Annotated in this window: 19 protein-coding genes and 4 pseudogenes; 17 read left to right on the forward strand and 6 right to left on the reverse strand. The window is 51.6% G+C overall.

Annotated elements, in window-relative coordinates; all coding sequences use genetic code 11:
- Positions 1 to 76 precede the first annotated feature (76 nt).
- The 10 genes from I2D83_RS11955 to I2D83_RS12000 all read left to right on the forward strand — a co-directional run bounded on the left by I2D83_RS11955 (position 77) and on the right by I2D83_RS12000 (position 13050).
- The gene (locus I2D83_RS11955) at positions 77 to 2038 is read left to right on the forward strand and encodes a DUF1800 domain-containing protein (RefSeq protein ID WP_205946583.1); all 1962 of its coding nucleotides are present in this window, start codon (positions 77 to 79) and stop codon (positions 2036 to 2038) included.
- A 16-nt stretch (positions 2039 to 2054) separates the two neighbouring features.
- Complete coding sequence (locus I2D83_RS11960; protein WP_180779669.1) at positions 2055 to 3254, forward strand: DUF1501 domain-containing protein; 1200 nt, start codon at positions 2055 to 2057, stop codon at positions 3252 to 3254.
- Positions 3255 to 3286: 32 nt separating this feature from the next.
- The gene (locus tag I2D83_RS11965; protein WP_205946584.1) at positions 3287 to 6358 is read left to right on the forward strand and encodes a DegT/DnrJ/EryC1/StrS family aminotransferase; all 3072 of its coding nucleotides are present in this window, start codon (positions 3287 to 3289) and stop codon (positions 6356 to 6358) included.
- Entirely contained in the window at positions 6355 to 7383 is a 1029-nt protein-coding gene (locus I2D83_RS11970) for an NAD-dependent epimerase/dehydratase family protein (RefSeq protein WP_205946585.1), read from the forward strand. Before I2D83_RS11965 ends, I2D83_RS11970 begins: the two co-directional genes overlap by 4 nt.
- A gap of 351 nt (positions 7384 to 7734) precedes the next feature.
- Entirely contained in the window at positions 7735 to 8514 is a 780-nt protein-coding gene (locus tag I2D83_RS11975; protein ID WP_205946586.1) for an SDR family oxidoreductase, read from the forward strand.
- A gap of 167 nt (positions 8515 to 8681) precedes the next feature.
- Positions 8682 to 9497 (forward strand): TauD/TfdA family dioxygenase, encoded by an 816-nt coding sequence (locus I2D83_RS11980; protein ID WP_205946587.1) that lies wholly within the window; start codon positions 8682 to 8684, stop codon positions 9495 to 9497.
- Between the two features lie 13 nt (positions 9498 to 9510).
- A complete protein-coding gene (locus tag I2D83_RS11985) occupies positions 9511 to 10560 on the forward strand; it encodes a sulfotransferase family protein (protein WP_181846880.1) in 1050 nt (349 codons plus the stop codon).
- Positions 10544 to 11788, forward strand: coding sequence for an aminotransferase family protein (locus tag I2D83_RS11990; protein WP_205946588.1), 1245 nt, complete (start codon positions 10544 to 10546; stop codon positions 11786 to 11788). Before I2D83_RS11985 ends, I2D83_RS11990 begins: the two co-directional genes overlap by 17 nt.
- Positions 11789 to 11857: 69 nt before the next feature.
- Positions 11858 to 12511 (forward strand): 2OG-Fe(II) oxygenase, encoded by a 654-nt coding sequence (locus I2D83_RS11995; protein ID WP_194430279.1) that lies wholly within the window; start codon positions 11858 to 11860, stop codon positions 12509 to 12511.
- Positions 12508 to 13050 carry a P-loop NTPase family protein gene (locus tag I2D83_RS12000; protein WP_181846882.1) on the forward strand — a complete coding sequence of 181 codons (543 nt, stop codon included), beginning with the start codon at positions 12508 to 12510 and terminating at the stop codon, positions 13048 to 13050. The genes I2D83_RS11995 and I2D83_RS12000 overlap by 4 nt, the downstream gene beginning before the upstream one ends.
- Before the next feature lie 47 nt (positions 13051 to 13097).
- Here I2D83_RS12000 and I2D83_RS12005 read toward each other — a convergent pair whose 3' ends face one another.
- Positions 13098 to 13346 (reverse strand): GlsB/YeaQ/YmgE family stress response membrane protein, encoded by a 249-nt coding sequence (locus tag I2D83_RS12005; protein ID WP_005972245.1) that lies wholly within the window; start codon positions 13344 to 13346, stop codon positions 13098 to 13100.
- A gap of 354 nt (positions 13347 to 13700) precedes the next feature.
- On the opposite strand from I2D83_RS12005, the gene I2D83_RS12010 reads away from it, so the two are divergent.
- Positions 13701 to 14078 (forward strand): hypothetical protein, encoded by a 378-nt coding sequence (locus I2D83_RS12010; RefSeq protein ID WP_205946589.1) that lies wholly within the window; start codon positions 13701 to 13703, stop codon positions 14076 to 14078.
- Positions 14079 to 14092: 14 nt separating this feature from the next.
- Here the strand turns inward: I2D83_RS12010 and I2D83_RS12015 are convergent, their stop codons facing one another.
- Positions 14093 to 14713 (reverse strand): helix-turn-helix transcriptional regulator, encoded by a 621-nt coding sequence (locus I2D83_RS12015; protein WP_205946590.1) that lies wholly within the window; start codon positions 14711 to 14713, stop codon positions 14093 to 14095.
- Between the two features lie 264 nt (positions 14714 to 14977).
- On the opposite strand from I2D83_RS12015, the gene I2D83_RS12020 reads away from it, so the two are divergent.
- From I2D83_RS12020 to I2D83_RS12030, 3 genes are read left to right on the forward strand one after another with little or no spacing between them, the layout of a single operon-like run.
- Positions 14978 to 15952 carry a threo-3-hydroxy-L-aspartate ammonia-lyase gene (locus I2D83_RS12020; RefSeq protein WP_205946591.1) on the forward strand — a complete coding sequence of 325 codons (975 nt, stop codon included), beginning with the start codon at positions 14978 to 14980 and terminating at the stop codon, positions 15950 to 15952.
- A 10-nt stretch (positions 15953 to 15962) separates the two neighbouring features.
- Positions 15963 to 16904, forward strand: a complete 942-nt coding sequence (locus I2D83_RS12025; protein WP_205946592.1) for an ornithine cyclodeaminase family protein — start codon at positions 15963 to 15965, stop codon at positions 16902 to 16904.
- Complete coding sequence (locus I2D83_RS12030; protein ID WP_205946593.1) at positions 16901 to 18043, forward strand: DSD1 family PLP-dependent enzyme; 1143 nt, start codon at positions 16901 to 16903, stop codon at positions 18041 to 18043. Before I2D83_RS12025 ends, I2D83_RS12030 begins: the two co-directional genes overlap by 4 nt.
- Before the next feature lie 102 nt (positions 18044 to 18145).
- Here the strand turns inward: I2D83_RS12030 and I2D83_RS12035 are convergent, their stop codons facing one another.
- A complete protein-coding gene (locus I2D83_RS12035; RefSeq protein ID WP_180778053.1) occupies positions 18146 to 18622 on the reverse strand; it encodes an OsmC family protein in 477 nt (158 codons plus the stop codon).
- Positions 18623 to 18625: 3 nt separating this feature from the next.
- A complete protein-coding gene (locus I2D83_RS12040) occupies positions 18626 to 19153 on the reverse strand; it encodes a MarR family winged helix-turn-helix transcriptional regulator (RefSeq protein ID WP_015840479.1) in 528 nt (175 codons plus the stop codon).
- Between the two features lie 62 nt (positions 19154 to 19215).
- Here I2D83_RS12040 and I2D83_RS12045 point away from each other — a divergent pair.
- Positions 19216 to 19449: pseudogene (locus I2D83_RS12045) on the forward strand (EamA family transporter); the annotation flags it as partial.
- A 44-nt stretch (positions 19450 to 19493) separates the two neighbouring features.
- Here the strand turns inward: I2D83_RS12045 and I2D83_RS12050 are convergent.
- On the reverse strand, positions 19494 to 19766 hold the full coding sequence (locus tag I2D83_RS12050) for an arylsulfatase regulator (RefSeq protein WP_205948180.1): 273 nt from the start codon (positions 19764 to 19766) through the stop codon (positions 19494 to 19496).
- Between the two features lie 374 nt (positions 19767 to 20140).
- Positions 20141 to 20604: pseudogene (locus I2D83_RS12055) on the reverse strand (recombinase family protein).
- A gap of 147 nt (positions 20605 to 20751) precedes the next feature.
- Here I2D83_RS12055 and I2D83_RS12060 point away from each other — a divergent pair.
- Positions 20752 to 20910: pseudogene (locus I2D83_RS12060) on the forward strand (hypothetical protein); the annotation flags it as partial.
- Positions 20911 to 20989: 79 nt separating this feature from the next.
- Positions 20990 to 21566 (forward strand): annotated as a pseudogene (locus tag I2D83_RS12065) (Tn3 family transposase); the annotation flags it as partial.
- Positions 21567 to 21693 lie beyond the last annotated feature (127 nt).

Here is a 21693-nt window from a genome sequence, read left to right on the forward strand (position 1 = left end):
AGGTGAAAACCACATACTCTTTTTACATAGTAGATGTCCGCATCATTCTATTACGTCTGAGGGATAATCTACTATCATGCATAAACAAGCTCGTTTTGCATTAGCGTATCTTACGCCATTCCATACCCAGCAGATCTCATCGCCCCGTAGAAAACCACGACCATCATCTTTTGCAAGTAGTCTGTGCAACATTCTCATTCTGCTGTGGACCCTCACATTCAGCACCTCAGGAATCGCCTTAACAATTGCAGAAACACGCCATCTGATCGACCGCACTGGATTTGGCACAACCCCACAGGATATTGAACGTTTCAAAGAGATGACGCGGGAACAAGCCGTGGATTATCTGCTAAGCACACTCGATGCGCCTTTTTACACTCTTCCCCCGGCTTTCGTACAGAAACCTTATCCAGATTACTGGCAGGAAGGCTGGCGAGAGCAAAATATGATTTTCTTCCGTATCAACGAAATTAACCAGTTGCAGGCGTGGTGGGTACAGGAAATGATTCTGACACCCACTCCATTTGCCGATCGCCTCACGCTGTTCTGGCACAACCATTTCGTTTCCCGGTTTGACAGCACCCTCATCACCGCCCCTTTTTTCGATCAGCTCACTCTATTTCGGCAGGTCGGTAGCCAGAGCTTTCGCCTTCTGATACGAAAAATACTCCAAGACCCCATGATGCTCAGCGGGTTGGATAACACCTCTAATACACGCCAGAATCCTAATGAAAATCTTGCAAGAGAATTGATGGAGCTCTTTACCCTGGGAGAGGGTAATTACAGTGAAAATGACGTCAAACAAGTGGCCCGCATTCTGGCCGGGCATGGTGTCAACGCCATGCAGCAATGGCGTTATCGATTTGACGCCAATGCGGCGGTATCTGGCGAAAAAACGCTGCTAGGCAAGAGAATTCAAGGAACACCCGATGAAGAACTCGATCAGCTTGTTGATGTTTTATTGTCGCAACCCCAAACGGCAACGCGTTTAGCAGGAAAGTTTTACCGCGCCTTTATTTCGCTAGAGGATGACCCAGAAACGGTATCCGGATTAGCACAAAATTTACGCAATAATGACTATGCGATGAAACCGTTCATACGTGAATTGTTGCTCAGTCCCGCTTTTTGGCACGAACGCAATCGTGGAGCATTGGTCAAATCCCCGCTGGATCTTATCGTCGGTTTTTCTCGCACGCTGTCGCTGGTGTTGCCTGATCAACACATCCTACTTGATTATCTTCAGACTCTGGGACAAAGCCCCTTTATGGCTCCCTCAGTGGCGGGATGGGAAGAGGGAATGGCATGGCTTGATGGCAAGACACTGGTCGATCGTACCAGAGTGTTAACCCGACTGTGGTCTGCTGTAGAAAATCCGCCGCCTGACAATGATGGGTTAATCGTGCGTTTTTCATCCGAAAATCGTGGGCTACCAGCTCGCTTTATCGTCACCGCCAATGGGCAAAAGCTTGCCAGAATTACTGCAAAGATCGGGGCAGATACCCGGCAAGAACAAGCTTCCAACGAGCCAGGAAATCTGAAACCCATGTGGGAAACCGTCGCTATTCCCTTACCCAGCGGATCCGCAACATTGGAAAATGTCACCATTACGATGGATGCAGATGAACCCGACACCCATTTATTTATCAATTGGATTTCCTTCAAGGGTTATCGTTTTTCTCCCCATCAAGCCAGTTGGATCATCCCGAAGGGTTCCTCCTGCCTTGCAGACTCACCGTTAGGATCTTTTTACTGCAACCTGAGTTTATCTTTTGACCTTACCACACCGATCGGGAGCGAAGAGGCCAGTCTGATCGATCGGAGCACCCCACTCAACGCCAACATCGAATACGGTACAGGTCGCCTAAAGCCGCAATTTAGTCAATCGGGAAGCGCGCTACCCACTAGTGTCACACCTTATGCCCGTATATCTCCTCATTCACTACTGGCTATCTCGCCTTTTAGACAACCCGTCAGTTGGGATAACAGTGCCGTGACCTTAAAGGCACTGACACTTGACCCTGCATTTAATCTGAAATAGATAAGGATATCCGCTTATGTCAGCACCGTTTATACCGTCACGGCGTTTACTTCTCGGTGGGCTTGCCGCAGGGATATTAACAACCATGCTTCCCCTGCGCGGGTTCGCCAAAAGCACCATTCCTATTAATAAGCATTTGATCGTCATTGAATTATTTGGGGGAAATGATGCGTTAAACACGTTGGTTCCCTATCGGGATCCGCTCTATCGACATTATCGCCCTATGCTAGCGTTAAAAGCGCACGAATATGCGCCTTTAAACGACGATTTAGCTTTTAACCTCGCCTGGAAAAAACTCGCTCATGTATTTCAAAAGGGGGAGTTAGCGGTAATACAAGACGTGGGTTATCCGTCGCCCAATCTGTCTCATTTCAGTTCCGCCGCAATATGGGCCAATGGCGCTGATACCCCGACGCTGAAATCAGGATGGGCTGGTCGCGTTCTGAGCACCTCTTCACGTGAGGAGCGGTATCATGATACCGATGGCATTATTCTCTCTGGCGATCAGTCTTTACTTATCCATCCGACGATCCAGGCGCTGACGCTTCAGGATAGTCGCGCCCTGCTTAGCACCGATTTAACCCTGGCCTCCTCCCAAACCAATGATAACCGCCCTCCCGCAGCACAACACATCCTGCGGTTAATGGAGAGTACCAGCACGATAAGTCGACGAATTCAAAATAAGCTGCGCAATCAGAACCATTTCACTCGTCGATTTACCCACGACGGCTACATTGAACCGCAAAATGCCCAAGCGGCAACAATACTCTGGCTTATAGAGAATAATGTCCGTTCACCGCTGTACAAAATCAGTTTGTCTGGCTTCGATCTGCATAGCAATTTGCGCGGTGAACATGAACGCCAACTCAGCAAAGTAGAAACGTTAATGCTGGGGCTACGGCAAGGACTCATCGATATTGGCGCCTGGCAGGACAGCCTGATTATGGTGCACTCAGAGTTCGGACGTCGGCCAAAAGAAAATGCATCGGGCGGAACCGATCACGGCACCTGTGGGCCAATGTTGTTATTGGGTGGTCAAGTCGAGGGGGGTATCTGGGGAGCCCGCAGCCCACTTGATAAGTTGGATAGCGATGGCAACCCTTATTTCTCTACCGATTTCCGCTCGATATACGCCGCCGTCGCCGAACGTTTTTGGAAACTTCCAGTGACTCAGGCTGGGGGAACGCCGCTCTCTCCTCTGAATATTCGCCTTTAACCGATCGCCTTATTTCTACGGGACACCCTTGTATGAAAAAAACCATGGCACTGAACCATCCGACTACGATCACCGATAGCGATAACTGGCAAATGCTGGCAAAAATCCGGCAATCCTGTCGTGATAATATCCGTATAAGCGGAGGCCTCCCCGCCGGACAAGCCGATATTCTCGTGTGCCTCACGCTGTATAACGAACCGGCTCCCATGCTTGCCGATACGCTGGCAGGGCTGGTTCGTAATCAGCAAGAGTTAACCACAACGTTTGCCAATCGTCCGCCCAACATCATCATTTGCATCCTACTTGATGGCACCGACAGCGCTCACCCATCAACCGTCTCGCTTTTAGCCTCGCTGGGATTACTGCCAGTGCAAACGCCCACATCGGACAAGCAGAGCAATTCATTGACGCTTCAGGTCAGCGAACAGTCCACCTCTCATATTCTGCGCTGCTGTGATCAATCTGGGATAGCTGAAAGCGCGGAGCAGAACATGACGCTACTTCTTGCCAACAAGCGCCATAATGCAGGAAAGCTGGATAGCCATGCCTGGTTTTTTTGGGGTGTAGGGCGTGTCGTTAAGGCAGAATTTGCCATGCAGATCGATGCGGGATCGGTCACTGAGTCAGCATGTTTGATACAGTTACTACAACATATGTGGCGAGATCCTTATTGTGGGGCCGTCACAACGCGCGTGATGCTCCCGGTTCCCACGGATGCAAACCTGGCACAAAATTGGCAATACGCCGATTTTATTTGGGAAAAAGTCAGTGATTGGGCCATCGGCAGTGCTCTGGATTATCTGGAAGTGGTTCCTGGACAATGCAGTATGATTCGATGGAGCCAATTTTGTGAAAATCACGGACATCCGCACGCGCCGATTGAGGCCTACCTGCGTGGGCTAATTCCCCAAGGTTTATTAGAGCGTAACCTGTTTCTAGCGGAAGATCGGGTTATGGGGTTTGAACTGGCCACACACCATCAAGGGAGCGGGGTACGTTATGAGCAAGGTGCCGTTGTACGTTCAGACCCAGCGCCTACTTTCATAGAACTTCTGCGCCAGCGACGACGTTGGGTCAATAGTACCCTTGCCGCTCGCTTACACTCGTTATCCCGATTGCCCGAGGTGATAACGCAGTCCTCTCTTTCGCCAATGCGACGCTGCAATGTTACGCTTTCTTTACTTTGGGGAATGTTACAGTTTATTTCTCAATTTATGATGCCCTCATTTAGCGCCATTTTGCTCGCGGCAGGTGTACACACATTTGTCAGCCGTATCCTGCCAGACGCCAATCCGTCACTTAACACCACTGCAGCCATAGGGGCGGCACTGCTTTTTATTGTCATCTGGATCGGAACGCTCTGTATGAACCGTAGAGCCACGTTGAATAATGAGGCTGGCACGTGCTACCACATCGCTGCGATGTCGGTACTCGGAGGATTACTGGGAGCGGCATGTATCCTGGCACTGTTGGAAACCTCCATAACGAACGTCAGCCTCATGGGCGTGGCTCTGTTACTGCTTTGCCTTGCCATTGGCCTGCATTCATGGAGTTATCTACGGCAGTTCCTACGCTGGATGCCCCTTTACCTCATTCTATTACCGATTTTCAGCGTCTATCTGACAACCTACTCTATCGCCAACATTAATGATGTCAGTTGGGGAACCAAAGGCTTGACCACTCATCAGTCTGGGGATAATAAACAAAAATCGTGGGCGGCCACTCGCGACAAACTGCTATTTATCTGGGGTGCCGGTTCACTGACCGTCGTGTTACTGTTCTTGCTGGCACTCCCTAACACGCAATGGATGTTCATTATCCAATGCGCTGCCATGTTTTTCTGTGTTCGTATAATACTGTCATCCATCACCAGCATCGGTGCCAGTCTCACCAAACGATTGCGCATGCGGCGTAAACACGCATCTGTTCCCTTTGTCGATAGCGTTGAATATCCCGTCTCCTCTTTGCTCCCTATCGTCAGGCCGGTTTTCCCACCTTTCGAGTCCTTCTCGTCGATCATAGAAGAGAGTCTTACCCGCGGTAATGTCACCAACAATGGCCCCTATGTTCGCCAATTAGAAAGTCGGTTAACTGAATATCAATCGGTTCCCACACGCGTATTCTGTAACGGTGAGCAGGCATTAATTACCCTGTTACTGGCAGCAGACATTAAGGGCAAAGACGTTATTGTTCCCTCATTTACCTTTGCTGGCACGCCTCATGCTGTCGTTATGGCCGGGGGAACGCCAGTTTTCGCTGATATTAAAAGCCAGGATTGTCCGCTGCTGGATCCCAACGATGTCATACGTCGCATCACTGCGAATACTACCGCGATTGTTGCCGTAGACGTGTATGGCTATGCCAGCGACTATGCTGTTTTACAACAAATTGCGCGAACCCACGGGCTGCGGCTGTTTATCGACAGTGCCCCTGCTTTTGGCACCACGGTTAATGGACAACGAATCGGAGGCTTCGGCGATGCGCAAATTTTCAGTTTTCACGCAACGAAGTCATATAACACCATTGAAGGTGGCTGCCTATGCAGTCATGACGCGGAGCTCATCAAACGTGCCGAAGCGATTCGCAATTTCGGGCAGGATGCATCTGGTATCTGTGTACTTCCTGGATTGAATGGCAAGATGAGTGAACTCAACGCGATTATCGGGCTGGCACAACTCCCTTATCTCGAATCCCAATTAACATGCCGTCGGCAAGCGGCGTCGCGTCTGATTACAGGTATGACTTCCATTCCCGGCCTGACCCCCTGCTTACCCCCCGAGGGGCAATCCCCTGTCTGGCAATATCTACCCATTTACGTAGATGCGAAGCGTTATGGTATGAGCCGTAATGACCTGCAACACGCGCTGCATGCACAAGGGATCATGGTACGCAGCTATTACGCACCAGCCTGTCATCTCATGCCCGCCTATGCAGGGAAGCCGCAGGCCTCACTCCCACAAACCGAACATCTGTCTGCATGTGTTTTAGCATTGCCAATTTACAACGACATGACGGAGAAAGAATGCGAACTCATCATTACCTCACTCAGAGCATTAGCCCTTTCTCCCCTCACTCACCACGTTGCTGAAGGAGTACACGCATGAAAAACACGATTCTGGTTGCTGGCGCAGGTGGCTACATCGGCATACCGCTATGCCATTTATTAATTAATCAGGGATACCGCGTGGTGGCCTTCGATCGCTTTTACTTCGGCCAGCCCGTATCAGAAATGCCACAATCTCCAAAATTCCATACGCTACGTGGCGATATACGCCACATCACCCCCGATATATTGCACAATGTTGAAGCCGTCATCGATCTCGCGGGATTAAGCAACGATCCTGCCGCACAGATATCGTCCACGCTCACCCATGCCATCAATTACGACGGCGCTTGTCATCTCGCCAATACGGCAAAAAAGGCGGGTGTTCAGCGCTACATCTATATGAGTTCCGCCTCGGTTTATGGTCGTTCTGGTGCAGAATCAGCAGATGAAGAAATGGAGTGCAAACCACAGAGCCTCTACGCGGAACTGAAACTCAATGTGGAACGTAAACTTCTCCAGTTGCGCGATACCACTTTTCACCCGGTCATTCTGCGCAATGCCACAGTATTCGGTCTCGCACCTCGCATGCGTTATGATCTCTCCGTCAATATCATGACGCGTATGGCCGTGCGGGAGAAATTCATTACCATTGATGGTGATGGCCTCCAGCACCGTCCGTTTATTCACGTTCAGGATGTCGCACGTGCCGTACTACTCGCCTTACAGCTTGATCTCCCACTTTCAGTGCCCCCCGTTTTTAATATTGGTGGCGACTCGTTAAATCACACCATCAACAGCATTGCTGCCATCATCACCGAGGAAATTCCCGAGGTGAAAATCGTTCATCACCCTCTATCTCTGGATACCCGTGATTATCAACTCTGTTTTTCCCATGCGAGAACTACGTTAGGTTTTTTACCTACACACAGCATTCGTGATGGAGTAAGAGAAATTGTTCATGTGCTAACTACCGATCAACTGGCGGGAACACAGCCGACCTGCTTTACCGCACAGTGGTACACGGATTTAATTGAGTGGGAGAAACGCTTACAACCTTTGCAGCTAGATGGGCATCTTTTTTAGGTTTATACAGATAACATTGATGGCGGCGGGGTTGTAAAACAATCCCGCCGCACAGTCACACCAACGCGGAGGTAACAATTAAAACGAAGAAAATAATTATCTTTATACTGAATAATTTTATTTAGGTAGTTAATGCGTAACTAATCACAACTCAAAAATATCCTGTTTATTAATGACAGAATATCGCTGGAGTTTTTTCCTGATATCTATTTAAACTCAATGCAGTTTCAAGTGCGATCCCTTCCTATTTCAAGTTTCAGGTACGTTATTCAATAATAACGTTTTATTCTGTAACACGAATTATTTAGGGCATATTCTAATGGATAGAAATCTCAATATAAGGGAATCGGTATGGATACGCCGCACTTCTTTGCCCTGTCTGGAAAAACCGCGCTCATCACCGGAGGATCGCGTGGGCTAGGGTTGCAAATTGCCGAAGCGCTCGGTGCACAAGGCGCTCATATTATCCTCTCAGCGCGCCACGCCGATGAATTACAGACCGCGCAGTCACACCTCTCCTCGCTGGGTATTCGTGCCGAATGGATTGTCGCCGACAATACGCAAGACAGTGATATTGAACGCCTCGCCGAGGAAGCCATCGCTAAAACAGGTCAGGTAGATATTCTCGTCAATAATGCCGGTACCGCATTTGGTTCCCCGGCGGAAGACCATGCGATTGCTGACTGGGATCGCGTCATGAACCTGAATATCCGCAGCCTGTTTTTATTAACGCAGAAAATCGGTAAAGGCAGCATGATCCCCCGCCGCTATGGAAAAATTATTAACGTGGCATCGCTTGCTGGTTTACAGGGTAATCTGCCCGGCTGGCTGGAAGGCATCGCCTACAGCACCAGCAAAGGTGCCGTGGTGAATTTTACCCGAGCATTAGCGGGCGAATGGGGAGAATTTAATATCACCGTCAATGCGCTCGCGCCCGGTTTTTTCCCTTCAACGATGACGCAGAACCTGTTGAATCGCCTTGGCGTCGATGAGCTGGCGCAAAAGTCCCCACTGCGACGCATTGGTGATGATGAAGACTTAAAAGGTGCTGCGATCTTATTTGCTTCCGACGCCAGTAAATATATTACGGGCCAAATACTTTCTATTGACGGAGGTATGAGCGCCATATAAATCCCTCCGCATTATTAGCTCTACCCTAAATAATTCGAGTTTCAGGCAGGTGGAAAATCTGCCGGCAACAGATTTGAACGCAGCTAACACCCATGCAGCGTGAAGTATGACGGATATAGATTCATGTACGGTGTTTTTCAGTCGAGCTAATTACAGGAGTAATAGCGATGAAAAGTTGCTTTGATGGATGGTCACCACAGGTTATTGATAGTGAAGATAAAGCGGCCGTTATTGCACATCTCGAAAAATATCGATTTGCCATCGTTACCAGCGAATGGGAATATGATGATACTGACTTCCAAAAAATATCAGCGCTTTATTCGCTGGGGGAGATTTATCAGTCAGCCTTTAACCGTCAGGAACATAAAGAAGGCGTTTCCACATCTGGGGTAAATCAGATTGGCGGGCTCTCACACGGCACGCATATGGTTTTCAATAGTACCTCACATCTTTCTCTTCATACCGATGGTTCTTATATCCCGATTGGGAGCATAAAAACGTCGATTCTTCTGTGTAAGCAGCATGCCAGCCAGGGCGGTGAAACCGTGCTGTTCGACAGCGTTTCCGCCTTTCAGCAGCTTCAGGCTGAACACCCTGATTTAGCGAATATTCTCCTCGAAGAACAGATTTTCCGTCGCCGTTCAACCGGCACACAGTCAGGGAAACAGTTCGCCCATATCGGCCCGGTTTTTCGTCGCGATCGCGACGGTGGGTTTATTGGTGGCTTTACGCTGGATGTGACCGCCGACTGGGAGTATTCGCGCGGCATCAACCCGCGCGTTGTCGAGGCCGTCGAGTATCTATCACAACTGGCCGCTGAAGGTAGCCGCTATCACCTGACATTCCCTCTTTATCGCGGGCAGGCGTTGATCATGCGTAACGATAAAATCTCTCACGGACGTCATGCCTACACGGACGATCCCGCCCATCCGAGAACGCTGCTGCGCGGTATGTTCACCCGCGAACCGACCCTGATCGCATAATCAAGGAGAGAGAATGACCGATCGTTCAATGACAGAATCTGTCTTAGCGGCACGTTGGAATGGCTGGCTGACGTGCCCGCAAGAGCACCTCCACGCTCGGATGCGGGATGAGTTAGCCGAGACGCCGATCAGCGATAAAACGCTGGCAGCCATGCTGGCCTTCGTTCATGAATACCGACTCAACGGCGTAAACTGGAGTGCTCAGGGTATACGCGGAGACGAAGTTCAGGATCAACTACAAGGCCTCCAGCACGATGCACCGCCGTATTTTGCGCTGTTTTGCGAGAAAATTGCCCTTGCTGAAAAATATAAATGGGTCGGCGGCAGCGTGGATGCAGACGTTCTGGCAGCACAAACCCGCTATCAGAAATTTGCTATCGTCTCCACGCCCAGAGCGGGCACCCACCTGCTCCGCACGCTGCTAGGTTCCCACCCGAACATTGAAATGCACGGTGAAGCGTTCAACCGCTTTGGTCAACATTTGTTGCCCTATTCCGTTAAAGACACCGCTATTGAAGCGATCCTGCATCGACACCTGTTCAAACCCTATTTTGAATACGTCGAGGCGGTTGGTTTCGTGCTGTTTCGGGATCTTGATACTACCTGGGGTGATGCGCCGATTTGGCCTGCCTTGCAGGCGATCCCCGACCTGAAACTGATCCTGCTGGAAAGACAAAGTCGGCTACAGCAATTCGTGTCGCTGAAGAAAAGCCTGCGCGACCGTATCTGGTACGTCGGTCAGCATGACAGCCGCCCGGTTTCTCACGATAAAATAGCGGTATCGCCCGATGAATTGACGGCGTTCATCGATAACAATCTGGAAAATCAGGCTCTATTTTATCAGGCTTTTCAGCATCACGACATCCTCAGCCTTGACTACGAAACGCTGATGTCAGCACCCGATCGTGTTGCCAGCACGGTACTGTCCTTTTTGGGAATTTCCGATTTCAGGCTCTGCGCCGGCACAGGGAAAAAAGAGACCCGATCTATTGATACGATCGTGAGTAACGTTGACGACCTCAGAACCACGCTGACAGGGACAAAATATGAATCCTACCTCTAACTCATACTGGCCGCCTTATACGGCTCTCGCAGAGAAAGACGAACGCCCGCTGATTCATCGTGGTGAAGGGGTTTATCTCTACGATGAACGCGGCCAGCGCTATTTTGACGGGATGTCCGGCTGCTATAACCACTGTCTGGGGCACTCTCACCCTGAATTCATTGCCGCCCTGCAACAGCAACTATCCACACTGATTCATGCCTGCAATATCTATTCAAATACCCAACTCCCCGCCGAACTGGCCGAGAAACTTGCTGCGAAGCTCACCGGTACGGGTCTGAGCAAGACGTTCATCGTCGGGATCGGCAGCGAAGGCGTTGAAAGCGCACTAAAAATGGCCTGGCAATATCAGGTCAACCGCTCCCGTCCGGCGCGAACGAAAATCGTGGCGATCAACGGCGCGTACCACGGCTGTACACTCGGCGCGATGATGGCGACAAGACGCCCGTTTATCAATGAAGGCATTTTACCGTCTCTGCTCGACAGCAATACAATCACGATGCCCCCGCCTGAACATCTCAGCGACATCCGCGTCTGGGAAACACTGCTGGAAGAACAGGAATCGAGCATCGCTGCCGTCATTATTGAACCGATTATGGCAATGGAAGGCACTCGACTCCTGCCGGGGGGCTTCCTGCAACAGCTCTCGCGGTTAACAAAGAAACACGACATTCCGCTGATCTGTGACGAGGTCTACTGCGGCGTTGGCCGCGCGGGGACATTCTGTGAATCAGTCTCACAAGGCGCACAGCCTGACATCGTCATTTTCAGCAAGTGTCTCGGCGGTGGCGTTCCTATCACCGCCGTACTCGCCACTGAAGCCATTAGCGACAGCTTCACCGGACAAGCGCCGCCGTTTTTCCGCCACGGTCATACGCAATCCGGCAACCTGCTAGGCTGCCGCGCGGCGCTATTTGTCATGGATTATCTGGAGGCACATCACCTCTACGATGCGGTCACGGCAAAGGGAAGGACGCTCCTCCAACTCGCCAAACAGCATTTCCCTCAAACCGAGGGACTGATCAGCCTGCAAGGCAAAGGCCTGATGCTGTCGATGACATTTGCCTCTCTCGAACAGTGCGGCCGCGCGCAGGCGGCGATACGTCAACAGGGTGTCATCGTTGGCGCAGCAGGCCCGTACTTAAAATTGGCACCGGCCTTCACGATTTCAGCCAATGAAACCGAGGAACTGATTCAACGTATGACTACCGCACTGGGAAGCCTCTGATGGGCGTTAGCCGCCGCTATCAGGTGTGATTAACACCCATCAGATATAATTAACGACAGGGAGTGAAAAATGTCCGACTATTTTGATCTTGAACGTATCATCCACGGCAAACGACATGAAACCCCGTTCCAGTGGGGTGAATTAACCCAGATATGGCGTAACAGCAGCATCGCCTCGGCGCTTGCCCATGAGTTCCCAACCGATGGATTTAACTACCGTGAACGTAACGGCGGTTACTTTTATCGTCGAACGCTGATTCCTTTAGCCTCCGGCAAAGTGAGCGATGCCACCACGCTCTCTGACGCCTGGCTGGGAATGTGTAACGAGCTGACCTCTGACGCTTTTACTGCCGCCCTGTCCGCCTTCTGCGGAGCCGACCTTTCCGAACTCAAAATGGAAGCGGTGGCTTTTCGCGGCGGCCGGGACACCCACTATCTCCCCCATGTCGATGCGTCGCTGAAACGCGGATTCCGCCTGATTATCTATTTCAACGCCGAATGGGAAGAAAGCTGGGGCGGCGCCTTTCAGATTCTCAACCCAGACAACCATGCTGACGTCTGTCATTCCGTCCTCCCGCTCATGGGCAACGCCAGCGTCATCATCCGCAACGGGTTTTATGAAACCTGGCATGCCGTCGTGCCACTAACCGGTGTTTCCGTCAAAACACGTAATGCGCTGAATATTACCTATTACGAACCCGGCACGACGAGTACGGCACAGTGAAGAAGCTTATTTTCCTCTACGGGCCACCTGCGGTGGGGAAACTCACGATCGGTCGCCTGCTGGCGGAGAAAATGGGGGCAACGCTATTCCATAATCATCTGACGTATGATTTAGCGATGGCGGTGCTCCCGCCTGATAGTGCATTTAGCACGCTCAGGCGCTTCGCTTGTCAGCTCAGGCTCTATGCCATCGCACTGCTTTTTGCAGAGGATGAGCGCGACCTGATCACGACCTTCTGCTATGAGGGAGCCAAAGACGACGGGTACATTGAGGCGATAAAGACACTGTGCGCGGAACAGGGCGTTACGCCATTTTTCGTGCAGCTCCGTAGCGACGAAGCGCATCTCTTAAATCGAGTGGAAAACGCGGATAGACAGCAGTTCGGTAAAGTAAATACGCAGGATAAGCTCAAAGAAATTCTGAAGAATTACAACTACGCGGATACGATCGATGCCGTCCATCATCGTTCACTGCACACTTCTGCGCTGACACCTCACGAGGCCGCAGAGCAACTGCTCGACTGGTTTTCTTCATATTGAAGCAATAAAAAGTCCGTTGCCCCTAAACCGGGGCAACGGGTATAGCACTAGTCTCGAATCTTGCGGTACACCCACAGCACGACAATCGCGCCGACAATCGCCACCACAAAACTGCCGAAGTTAAAGCCATCGACCCGGCCGAACCCAAAGAAAACGCTGATATAGCCGCCCACGACCGCACCAACAATCCCGAGCAACACCGTCAGGATAAAGCCGCCGCCGTCTTTACCGGGCATAATCCACTTAGCCAGAATCCCCGCAATCAAGCCAAAAATAATCCAGGACAGAATCCCCATACCTACTCCTCGCGTTTTCGTTTCACCACACCCGACGTTACCACTCATTGGCAAATCGGACAGTTAAGCAAGTATAGGTGAGGATTGAGGAAATGGTGGTTGGGTGCTACGTAGCTATCTAACACCTATCCAGTGATTGGATGGGGTAAGTGTTTATTCAAACCACTTTTCATATTACTTCTATACTTTAGTCGGACTACTTAAGTCACGGAAAAATGGTGAATCAGATTTTATAAATGGATTGACCCGTTGCGCTTATTACCACATACGGCAGCGCTTGGTAACAGGCTATTTTACCAAGCCGCCAAGCACATTGCTATTAAAAAATAAACCGTCCACTCAAAAAGGCAGAATATGATGGAGTTATTAATTGCATTAGATGTATTGAGAAAACAGGGCCATAAAGAACTCTGGATCTCTACTAATAGTCCCGTAGGGCGCATTCTCGCTGGGGGTCCTTATTCCAATATGGCTAATTGGAATAATCCGACCATTAACAGGACAGACGGCACCATTCTGGCACAGCGAGTGGCGCTTCCAGATGACTGGGAATTAGTTAATGGCCATCAAAAAATTGAAACAAGGGCTGGATCCCTCCCCAACCCGGTTTGGATCACACCAGAGCAGATCTACGAAGAAATCGCCAACATAGAAAGAATCAAGAAAGAACGAGATGAATTGATACGCCACCAAGAAAGCCAACGTGAAACCACAGGTAAACTTCGACTCTGAGCACCCAATGACCCCTACTTCGCATACAAATACACCGAAGCCCGCGATACGCCCAGGTACTGTGCGATGGTTTCCATCGATTTTTTGACTTCCAGCAGGCCGCTGTCTTTCAGTTCCTGAAGCAGGATTTTTCTGTCTTGCGCTTTTAGCGCCCGTGGCGTGGTGGCAAGCCGGGCGGCGAAATTGTCGATGTGTTGTCGGATTGCCGCTGCGCCGTTTGGTTCCAGATGCTCGGTCACAGAATCGGAAGCAAGTTGGGTGAACTGCGCTAGCGTATTCTGCATGCCACGAAATAGCGTCATGTCGACGTTCAGGCACAGCGCCGCGACGTAGTCACCGTCTGCATTTTTGATGCCGACCGAGGTGCTTTTTACCGGACGCCCATCGGCAAACTGGTTGGCGTAGTTCGCCAGAATGTTAGGAAATTCAGGCGAGGCGATGCGGGCAAGACCCAGTTCCGTCGCAGGAGCACCCACCTCCCGGCCAGAGAGGTTATTGTGAATGGAAAGTATCGCGTGTTCCGGGTTCTTCAGATCGTGCACGACCACTTCACAAAATGGCGCAAACGTCTCGCTCAGCCCTTTCGCGATGGCCTCTAACTGCGTCAGCAACAGACCTTCTCCAGATGCCGCCATATTCCTCTCCCCTACCAATATTTGCGCCAGCGCATTTTCTGGCGCTGAGTGTACTGTAAGTACACCCGATTTAGTACCGCGCCTTATCCCTACTCATTCTGCTCTTTTTCAGCAGCACACGATGAGTCTCACAGCAGCGAGAAGCTAAACATAAATCAAGTTAGACAATTTATCTAATTTTATATATTTTGTTTATTACGCATTCGACAGCATCGGGGTCAGCGGCCTCGGTATTCACAATCACGATTAGCAGGTGATCCAGACATGAGTGACTTACGCCTCCCCACTTTCGACGATGTGGTAGCCGCAGCGGAACGTATTGCTGGCTATGCCAATAAAACGCCGGTAATGACATCACGCACGGTCAATGACGTATTCGGCGCAGAGGTTTTCTTCAAGTGTGAAAACCTTCAGCGCATGGGCGCATTTAAGTTTCGCGGTGCCATGAACGCGCTGTTGCAGTTCTCCGACGAGCAGAAAGCCGCTGGCGTCGTCACGTTTTCTTCCGGTAACCATGCACAGGCCATTGCCCTTTCCGCCAAATTACTTGGTATTCCAGCAACAATTGTCATGCCGCACGATGCACCGGCAGCAAAGGTCGCCGCAACGCGCGGCTACGGCGGAAACGTGGTGGAATACAATCGATATACCGAAGATCGTGAGCAGATTGGTAGAGATCTCGCCGAAAAACATGGCCTGACTCTGATTCCCCCTTACGATCACCCACACGTTATTGCCGGGCAAGGCACGGCGGCCAAAGAACTGTTGGAAGAAACCGGTGAGTTGGATGCCCTGTTCGTCTGTCTGGGCGGCGGCGGGCTACTAGCGGGTTCGGCGCTTTCTGCCCGCCAGCTATCACCACATTGTAAAATTTATGGCGTCGAGCCTCTCGCGGGCAACGACGGACAGCAATCTTTCCGCAGCGGAAGCATTGTGCATATTGATACGCCCAACACCATTGCCGACGGCGCACAGACCCAGCATCTGGGCAACCATACCTTTCCTCTGATTCGCCAGAACGTCGACGATATTCTGACCGTGACGGATGACGACCTGATTGATGCAATGCGGTTTTACGCTGAACGCATGAAGATTGTCGTGGAGCCAACGGGTTGCCTCAGCTTTGCGGCAGCACGCAATCTCAGAGAATCGCTACGCGGTAAACGCATCGGCATTATTATCAGCGGCGGAAACGTCGATATCAGCCGCTACGGCGCTTTTCTGACCGGCAATGCTTGAGGAAAGCACCATGATTTTTATTTCTGAAGCAGAATCGGCATCACTCATCAGCCATGAGCTGGCCTATGATGCCGTTCACGAGGCGCTGCTCGCCGCCAGCGAACCGGAAGCTCGCAGTTTTCCAGTGGTACACGGCCAAGGCTCCGATCCAGGTAACACTTTCAGCATCAAAGCGTCCGCCACAAGTGAACTTGCCGGGCTAAAAGTCGGTTCGTTCTGGCCGGGAAACCCTGCTAACGGGCTGCCCCGTCATAATTCCCTGATTTTGCTGTTCGATCAGCAAATCGGGAAAATCGCTGTCGCGATTGAAGCCGGAAAGGTAAACGCCTTTCGTACCGCCGCTGCCAATGCCGTTGCCGCCGATTTGCTGGCAAGACCTGATGCCTCGGTTTTGGCCGTGTTCGGCACCGGCAATCAGGCGTGCTATGAGTGCGCCGCGCTGGCAAGAATTCGCCCGATTCGTACCGTGCTGATTGTCGGGCGCGATAGCCGCAAATCCGCAGAGATGGCACAAGAACTCAAGGCCGCCGGGCTGGATGCGCAAATCATCGATGCGGAAAGCGCGTGCCGCGCAGCGGATATCATCGTGACGGCAACGCCATCCCGCGCGCCGCTGTTTAACGCTGACTGGGTTAAAGCCGGAACGCATGTCGTCAGTATGGGATCGGACGCCGTCGGCAAGCAGGAACTGCCGCCAGAACTGTTTACCGCTGGCCGCCTGTTTTGCGATCTGCCTTCCCAGTCTCGCATGATAGGTGACTTCCAACACGCGCCAGCCCATGTGACGCTGACGGCCATCGGCGACGTGATTAGCGCAGGTGCAGCGGGACGACAAACGCCGGACGACATCACCGTGTTTGACAGTTCCGGCTTGTCCATTCAGGACTTATATATCGGCCAGCGCATTCTTGCCGCCTGGCAGCAGGCTCAACGAGACGAAGGTGCACAATGAACAATATTGCATGGCTTAACGCGCTGGAAACGCCCTTTTTACTGATTGATGAGTTCCGCTTTCAACGCAATATCGACAGGCTTTATCAGCGAACGGAAGCGTTGGGCAGCCGGGTTCGGCCGCATCTCAAAACGCTACGCTCGATTGAAGCAGGTCGCTATCTGCTCAAAGATGCCAATTCACCCGCGACGGTTTCGACGCTGGCAGAAGCGGACGCCTTTGCCGAGGCGGGTTATACCAACCTGCTCTATGCCGTGGGGATCGCCCCGCACAAACTGCCGCGCATCGCTAACTTAATCCGTAACGGCGTGAATATTCATATTCTGCTGGATAGCGCGGAACAGGCGCAGGCGGTGGTCGATTTTGCTCGCGCCAACAGCGTGACGTTTTCAGTCTTTATTGAGATCGACTGTGACGGGCATCGCGGCGGCATCCCGCCGGAAAGCGACGAGTTACTTGCGCTGGCGAAACAGATCGACGGCAACGGTGCAACACTCACAGGCCTGCTGACGCACGCGGGAGAATCGTACGCTTGCCGCACAGACGAGGCGATCAGGGCGGCCGCGCGTGCAGAATGTGAAGCCATCAACACCGCCGGACGGCGTGTTCGCGCGCTGGGGATTGCCTGCCCTGAACTCAGCGTCGGTGCCACGCCGACGGCACATTTTGCCGAAGATCTCACCGGCGTGACCGAAGTCAGAGCGGGCGTGTTCACCACGTTCGATCTGGTAATGAAAAATGTCGGGGTGTGCACATTGGACGATATCGCCCTGTCGGTTGTCAGCACCGTCATTGGTCACAACCGTGAAAAAGGCTGGGTGTTTATCGATGCAGGCTGGATGGCGCTTTCCCGCGATCGCGGCACAGCATCTCAGGCAAAGGATTACGGTTACGGGCTAGTTTGCGACCTGTACGGCAGCCCTTACAACGACCTCTGCGTGACGATCACCAATCAGGAACACGGCATTATCACGCTACCTGTCGACAGTGGACTTTCGGTCGATCATTTCCCCGTCGGCACGCGGTTGCGGATATTGCCTAACCACGCCTGCGCGACAGCCGCGATGCATCAACACTATCAGGTGCTGAAATCGCACAGGAATGCGCAGGAAACCTGGCAGCGCATTACCGGATGGTGATGACCGGCTACATGCAATCGCTCATCCCGCCCGATCTGTACGCGTCGGGCGGTGATTTCACATCACTCACGTTTATCTCTGCCCGCCGTCAACGCGTTCAGTTCAGTTGCTCGTCCCTAACGTCGGCTCGCAGTTCACCGGAAAATTCACCGAATGGGCGATGTAGCAGGCGTCATGCGCTAGTTCATGCAACTGGGCATATTGCTCAGCGGTAGGCTGCTTTTCGCCGCTGAATGTTACCTGCGGACGCAGCGTGACGTCCAACATCGCCGTTTTTCCTGCCGCATTCACGCCCATCGTGCCCACCGCGTGATCCTGATAATCATCCACGCAGAAACGTTTTTTGGCCGCAATGGAAAGAAACCACAGCATATGGCAACTGGACAACGAGGCCACCAGCGCCTCTTCAGGGTCGACTGCGTCTTCCAGCGAAAAAGGTAGCGGGACAACATGCGGTGACGACGAGGCACGCAGCGTAATACCGCCATCAAACCGCCACTGATGCAATCGGCTGTAGCGGTTATCAATAAAATCTTGCCCATCGCGCTGCCAGCAGATTAAAGCACGGTATTCAGACATGGCTCAGTTCCCTTTGTTATGGTTTTCCAGCCCTCGCAGTAGCGCCGCGAGGTTATCATCAAGCGCAGCCAGGACATCGGCAGGCAGTACCGAGAGCACCTGACGCTCGTTCTCAATGTGTGCCTCAACGGCACGGTTAATCAGTTCAAGCCCCGTACCAGTGAGTTGCACAAGCGTACTGCGCGCATCCTGTTCATTCTGCACGCGTTCGATAAATCCACGGGTTTCAAGACGCTTTAGGCGGTGAGTCATGGTACCCGACGTCACCATCAGCGTGGAGAACAAATCGGTCGGACTCAGGCAATGCGGCGCGCCCGCACGCCGCAGCGTCGCCAACATATCAAATTCCCAACTGCTGAGATCGAATCGGGAAAAACAGGATTCCAGACGCTGATCCATGAGCACGGCACAGCGTCGGAGACGTCCAATCGGTCCCATCGGGCTGGCATCCAGATCAGGCCGTTCGCGCCGCCACTGTTCAAGAATGGCATCGACCGCGTCGTATTCGCGCTCACGAGTTTGATTTTTCATTTATCTTGACTTCAAGGTAATTAATCAACACTATCATAATATCTTGAATTGAAGGTAAAGTCATGAACACTACATCCTCACCACACTATTGGCGTGACGTTCTACTCACGGCGCTGGCTCCCGCGATTTGGGGGTCTACCTACATTGTGACATCCGAACTCCTGCCACCGGATCGTCCCTTCACGGCAGCGCTTATCCGCGTGCTGCCTGCCGGTCTATTACTGCTTTTATTCACCCGCCGCTTTCCTGCCCGGCAAGACTGGTGGCACGTCGTCGTGCTCAGCGCTCTGAATATGGAGTTGAAAGCGGGAAGCCGCCAAAATTTTGCGGCTCACTATTTTTAGTGGTCTTTCGGAACCTCGATAACACCATCTGCAATCCCCTGAGCCAGTCGCTCCATCCATTTCGCAAAGCGAAAATATCCAGAATATTGCAGGCAAATATAGTCCATCTTCACCTTTGATGTGCTGTCTATCACCCGTTTAAACGCCTCCATGTAGTCATAACAACCCTGCAATAATTGCGCATCACTATCCTCTGTCAGAGGAAACTGGTCGGCGTAGTCATGAACTATTTTCGCTAATTGCCGCTGTTCTGCCGTCAGGTCGATCATTTTTATCCTCGCATTTGTGGCCCGGTCTTTAATGAAGCTTTTTTTCGACAGTATTATCTGCCCGAGTTTCAGATCCCACTGGCGTTTAACTCTGGTAGATAATTGTGGCGCTACATTCCAGCGGGCACCGCTTTCAGTGTGGACTGTCACCGTTTGCCCCTCTTCAGCCCGGAAGCTGACCACATCCCCGGGCAGATGTCCGGTAAAAGGTTTTGATACACGCGCCTTTTTGCAGGGCTGACAGGATAACCTGTTCCGGGATCCGCATATTATTCCTTATGATTCCGTGAAAATGTCCGGTAAGCCGTTGGTCGTGAGACCGAAAATAACTCAGCCAGGTCGCTAATCGAGTACTACCCGGTTTCATGCATCCGTCACAGCTCTTTCTGTTGTTTCTCAGACAGTTTGGGCGGCTTCCCCCGCAGTTTCCCTTTCGCTCGGGCAATCGCCATCCCTTCCCGGGTACGCAGGCGTATCAGATCGCCCTCGAACTCAGCGAAAGTGGCCAGCACCTTAAAGAACATTTTCCCCACCGGGTCTTCCGGATCGTAGAGGCTGGCTCCCAACGCCAGCTTCACGCCTCTAGCCTGTAATGCATCCGCAATTTCACGCGCATCAGGTACCGTTCGCGCCAGACGGTCAAGTTTCGGTACAACCAGGGGGTCACCGCGGCCAGCACTTGCTCCAGCCCTGGTCTCTGCTGGTATGACCCTGTCAGCCCTTTGTCGGTGTAAATCCGCGCCGGAGAGACGCTGAGTTTCACCAGCGCCTCCTGCTGGGCGGTCAAATCCTGTTTGTCAGTGGAGCAACGGGCATAGCCAATCCGTATTTCAGTCATAAAGTGTACGTTTAAGGGGCCATGAAAGAGATTGATACCGCACCAGTTATATGAGACAACGTCGCAGCGATTTTCTCTGAAGTGCAAATTTAATTTTTACCGTCCGCAGAGCGATCCACTTACGGACATATTCAGTGCGAGGTCAGGATGACATCCCGTCGTAAAGATAAAGGCAAAAGACTCTCCGTTTTAACGGATGCAGAAAAATTCGCACTGTATGGTCTGCCTGATTTTGATGAAGGCCAGCAACTGAAGTATTTCTCGCTCACCGCAGAGGAGCTGGCAACCAGTCGCCCCGGAATACTGGCACAGATTTATTGCATCCTGCAGATGGGTTATTTCAAGGCCAAACACGCTTTCTTTCATTTTTCTTTCACCGAAGGACGTGTATGTCGCTGTCGATGGGCAAAAATTCAGCGTCGAACGTCCGACGATCAAAGCCCGTGCATCAAAAAATATTTTGGACCTGGGAAGAGCGTGGTGGCTTACCCCCTATTGTGCAACCATATTCCACTAAATAGTTACCTCATCGGTGCCCATGAGTATGAAGCACACCACGTTTTCGATATCTGGTACAAGAATACCCGCGGGTATTGTACCCACGGCGATAACTGGCGACATGCACAGTATTAACTGGGCTAATTTTGCCATTCTTCACTGGTTCGGGCTGCGTTTTGAACCCCGCTTTTACCTCGACAGAGAACATGCTGAAAGAGCTATACTGCGCGGGCGATCCGGAACGTTATAAAAAATGTCTTATCCAGCCTGTAGGTCAGATAAATCAGAAAGTTATCATCGATTAAAAACCTCACCTGGACCAGATTGTCGCCACGCTGGGAATGAAAGAAATAACTCAGGGTGTCCTGACCCGTAAATTGTGTACCTATTCAGCAGAAAACCCGACAAGGAAGGCCTTGTTTGAGTTTGATAAACGAATCCGTAGCCTTTACATCCTCCGGTATCAGTGAAGGGAAAGAGCTCGATCTGGACGCGATGATTGAGGGGCTGACATTGTCATCAGGCTGAAAGCATGGGGACTGGCGACGGTTAGCTGCTCCCCGCTTACACAATCCATCCGATTTTTCTAAA

Origin of the sequence: Pectobacterium aroidearum, assembly GCF_015689195.1 — a bacterium.
In the GTDB taxonomy this organism is placed as follows: Bacteria; Pseudomonadota; Gammaproteobacteria; order Enterobacterales; family Enterobacteriaceae; genus Pectobacterium; species Pectobacterium aroidearum.

Coding starts and splice junctions, on each gene's coding strand:
- I2D83_RS11955 (WP_205946583.1), top strand. CDS start 77: ATGCATAAACAAGCTCGTTTTGCATTAGCGTATCTTACGCCATTCCAT.
- I2D83_RS11960 (WP_180779669.1), top strand. CDS start 2,055: ATGTCAGCACCGTTTATACCGTCACGGCGTTTACTTCTCGGTGGGCTT.
- I2D83_RS11965 (WP_205946584.1), top strand. CDS start 3,287: ATGAAAAAAACCATGGCACTGAACCATCCGACTACGATCACCGATAGC.
- I2D83_RS11970 (WP_205946585.1), top strand. CDS start 6,355: ATGAAAAACACGATTCTGGTTGCTGGCGCAGGTGGCTACATCGGCATA.
- I2D83_RS11975 (WP_205946586.1), top strand. CDS start 7,735: ATGGATACGCCGCACTTCTTTGCCCTGTCTGGAAAAACCGCGCTCATC.
- I2D83_RS11980 (WP_205946587.1), top strand. CDS start 8,682: ATGAAAAGTTGCTTTGATGGATGGTCACCACAGGTTATTGATAGTGAA.
- I2D83_RS11985 (WP_181846880.1), top strand. CDS start 9,511: ATGACCGATCGTTCAATGACAGAATCTGTCTTAGCGGCACGTTGGAAT.
- I2D83_RS11990 (WP_205946588.1), top strand. CDS start 10,544: ATGAATCCTACCTCTAACTCATACTGGCCGCCTTATACGGCTCTCGCA.
- I2D83_RS11995 (WP_194430279.1), top strand. CDS start 11,858: ATGTCCGACTATTTTGATCTTGAACGTATCATCCACGGCAAACGACAT.
- I2D83_RS12005 (WP_005972245.1), bottom strand. CDS start 13,346: ATGGGGATTCTGTCCTGGATTATTTTTGGCTTGATTGCGGGGATTCTG.
- I2D83_RS12010 (WP_205946589.1), top strand. CDS start 13,701: ATGATGGAGTTATTAATTGCATTAGATGTATTGAGAAAACAGGGCCAT.
- I2D83_RS12015 (WP_205946590.1), bottom strand. CDS start 14,713: ATGGCGGCATCTGGAGAAGGTCTGTTGCTGACGCAGTTAGAGGCCATC.
- I2D83_RS12020 (WP_205946591.1), top strand. CDS start 14,978: ATGAGTGACTTACGCCTCCCCACTTTCGACGATGTGGTAGCCGCAGCG.
- I2D83_RS12025 (WP_205946592.1), top strand. CDS start 15,963: ATGATTTTTATTTCTGAAGCAGAATCGGCATCACTCATCAGCCATGAG.
- I2D83_RS12030 (WP_205946593.1), top strand. CDS start 16,901: ATGAACAATATTGCATGGCTTAACGCGCTGGAAACGCCCTTTTTACTG.
- I2D83_RS12035 (WP_180778053.1), bottom strand. CDS start 18,622: ATGTCTGAATACCGTGCTTTAATCTGCTGGCAGCGCGATGGGCAAGAT.
- I2D83_RS12040 (WP_015840479.1), bottom strand. CDS start 19,153: ATGAAAAATCAAACTCGTGAGCGCGAATACGACGCGGTCGATGCCATT.
- I2D83_RS12050 (WP_205948180.1), bottom strand. CDS start 19,766: ATGATCGACCTGACGGCAGAACAGCGGCAATTAGCGAAAATAGTTCAT.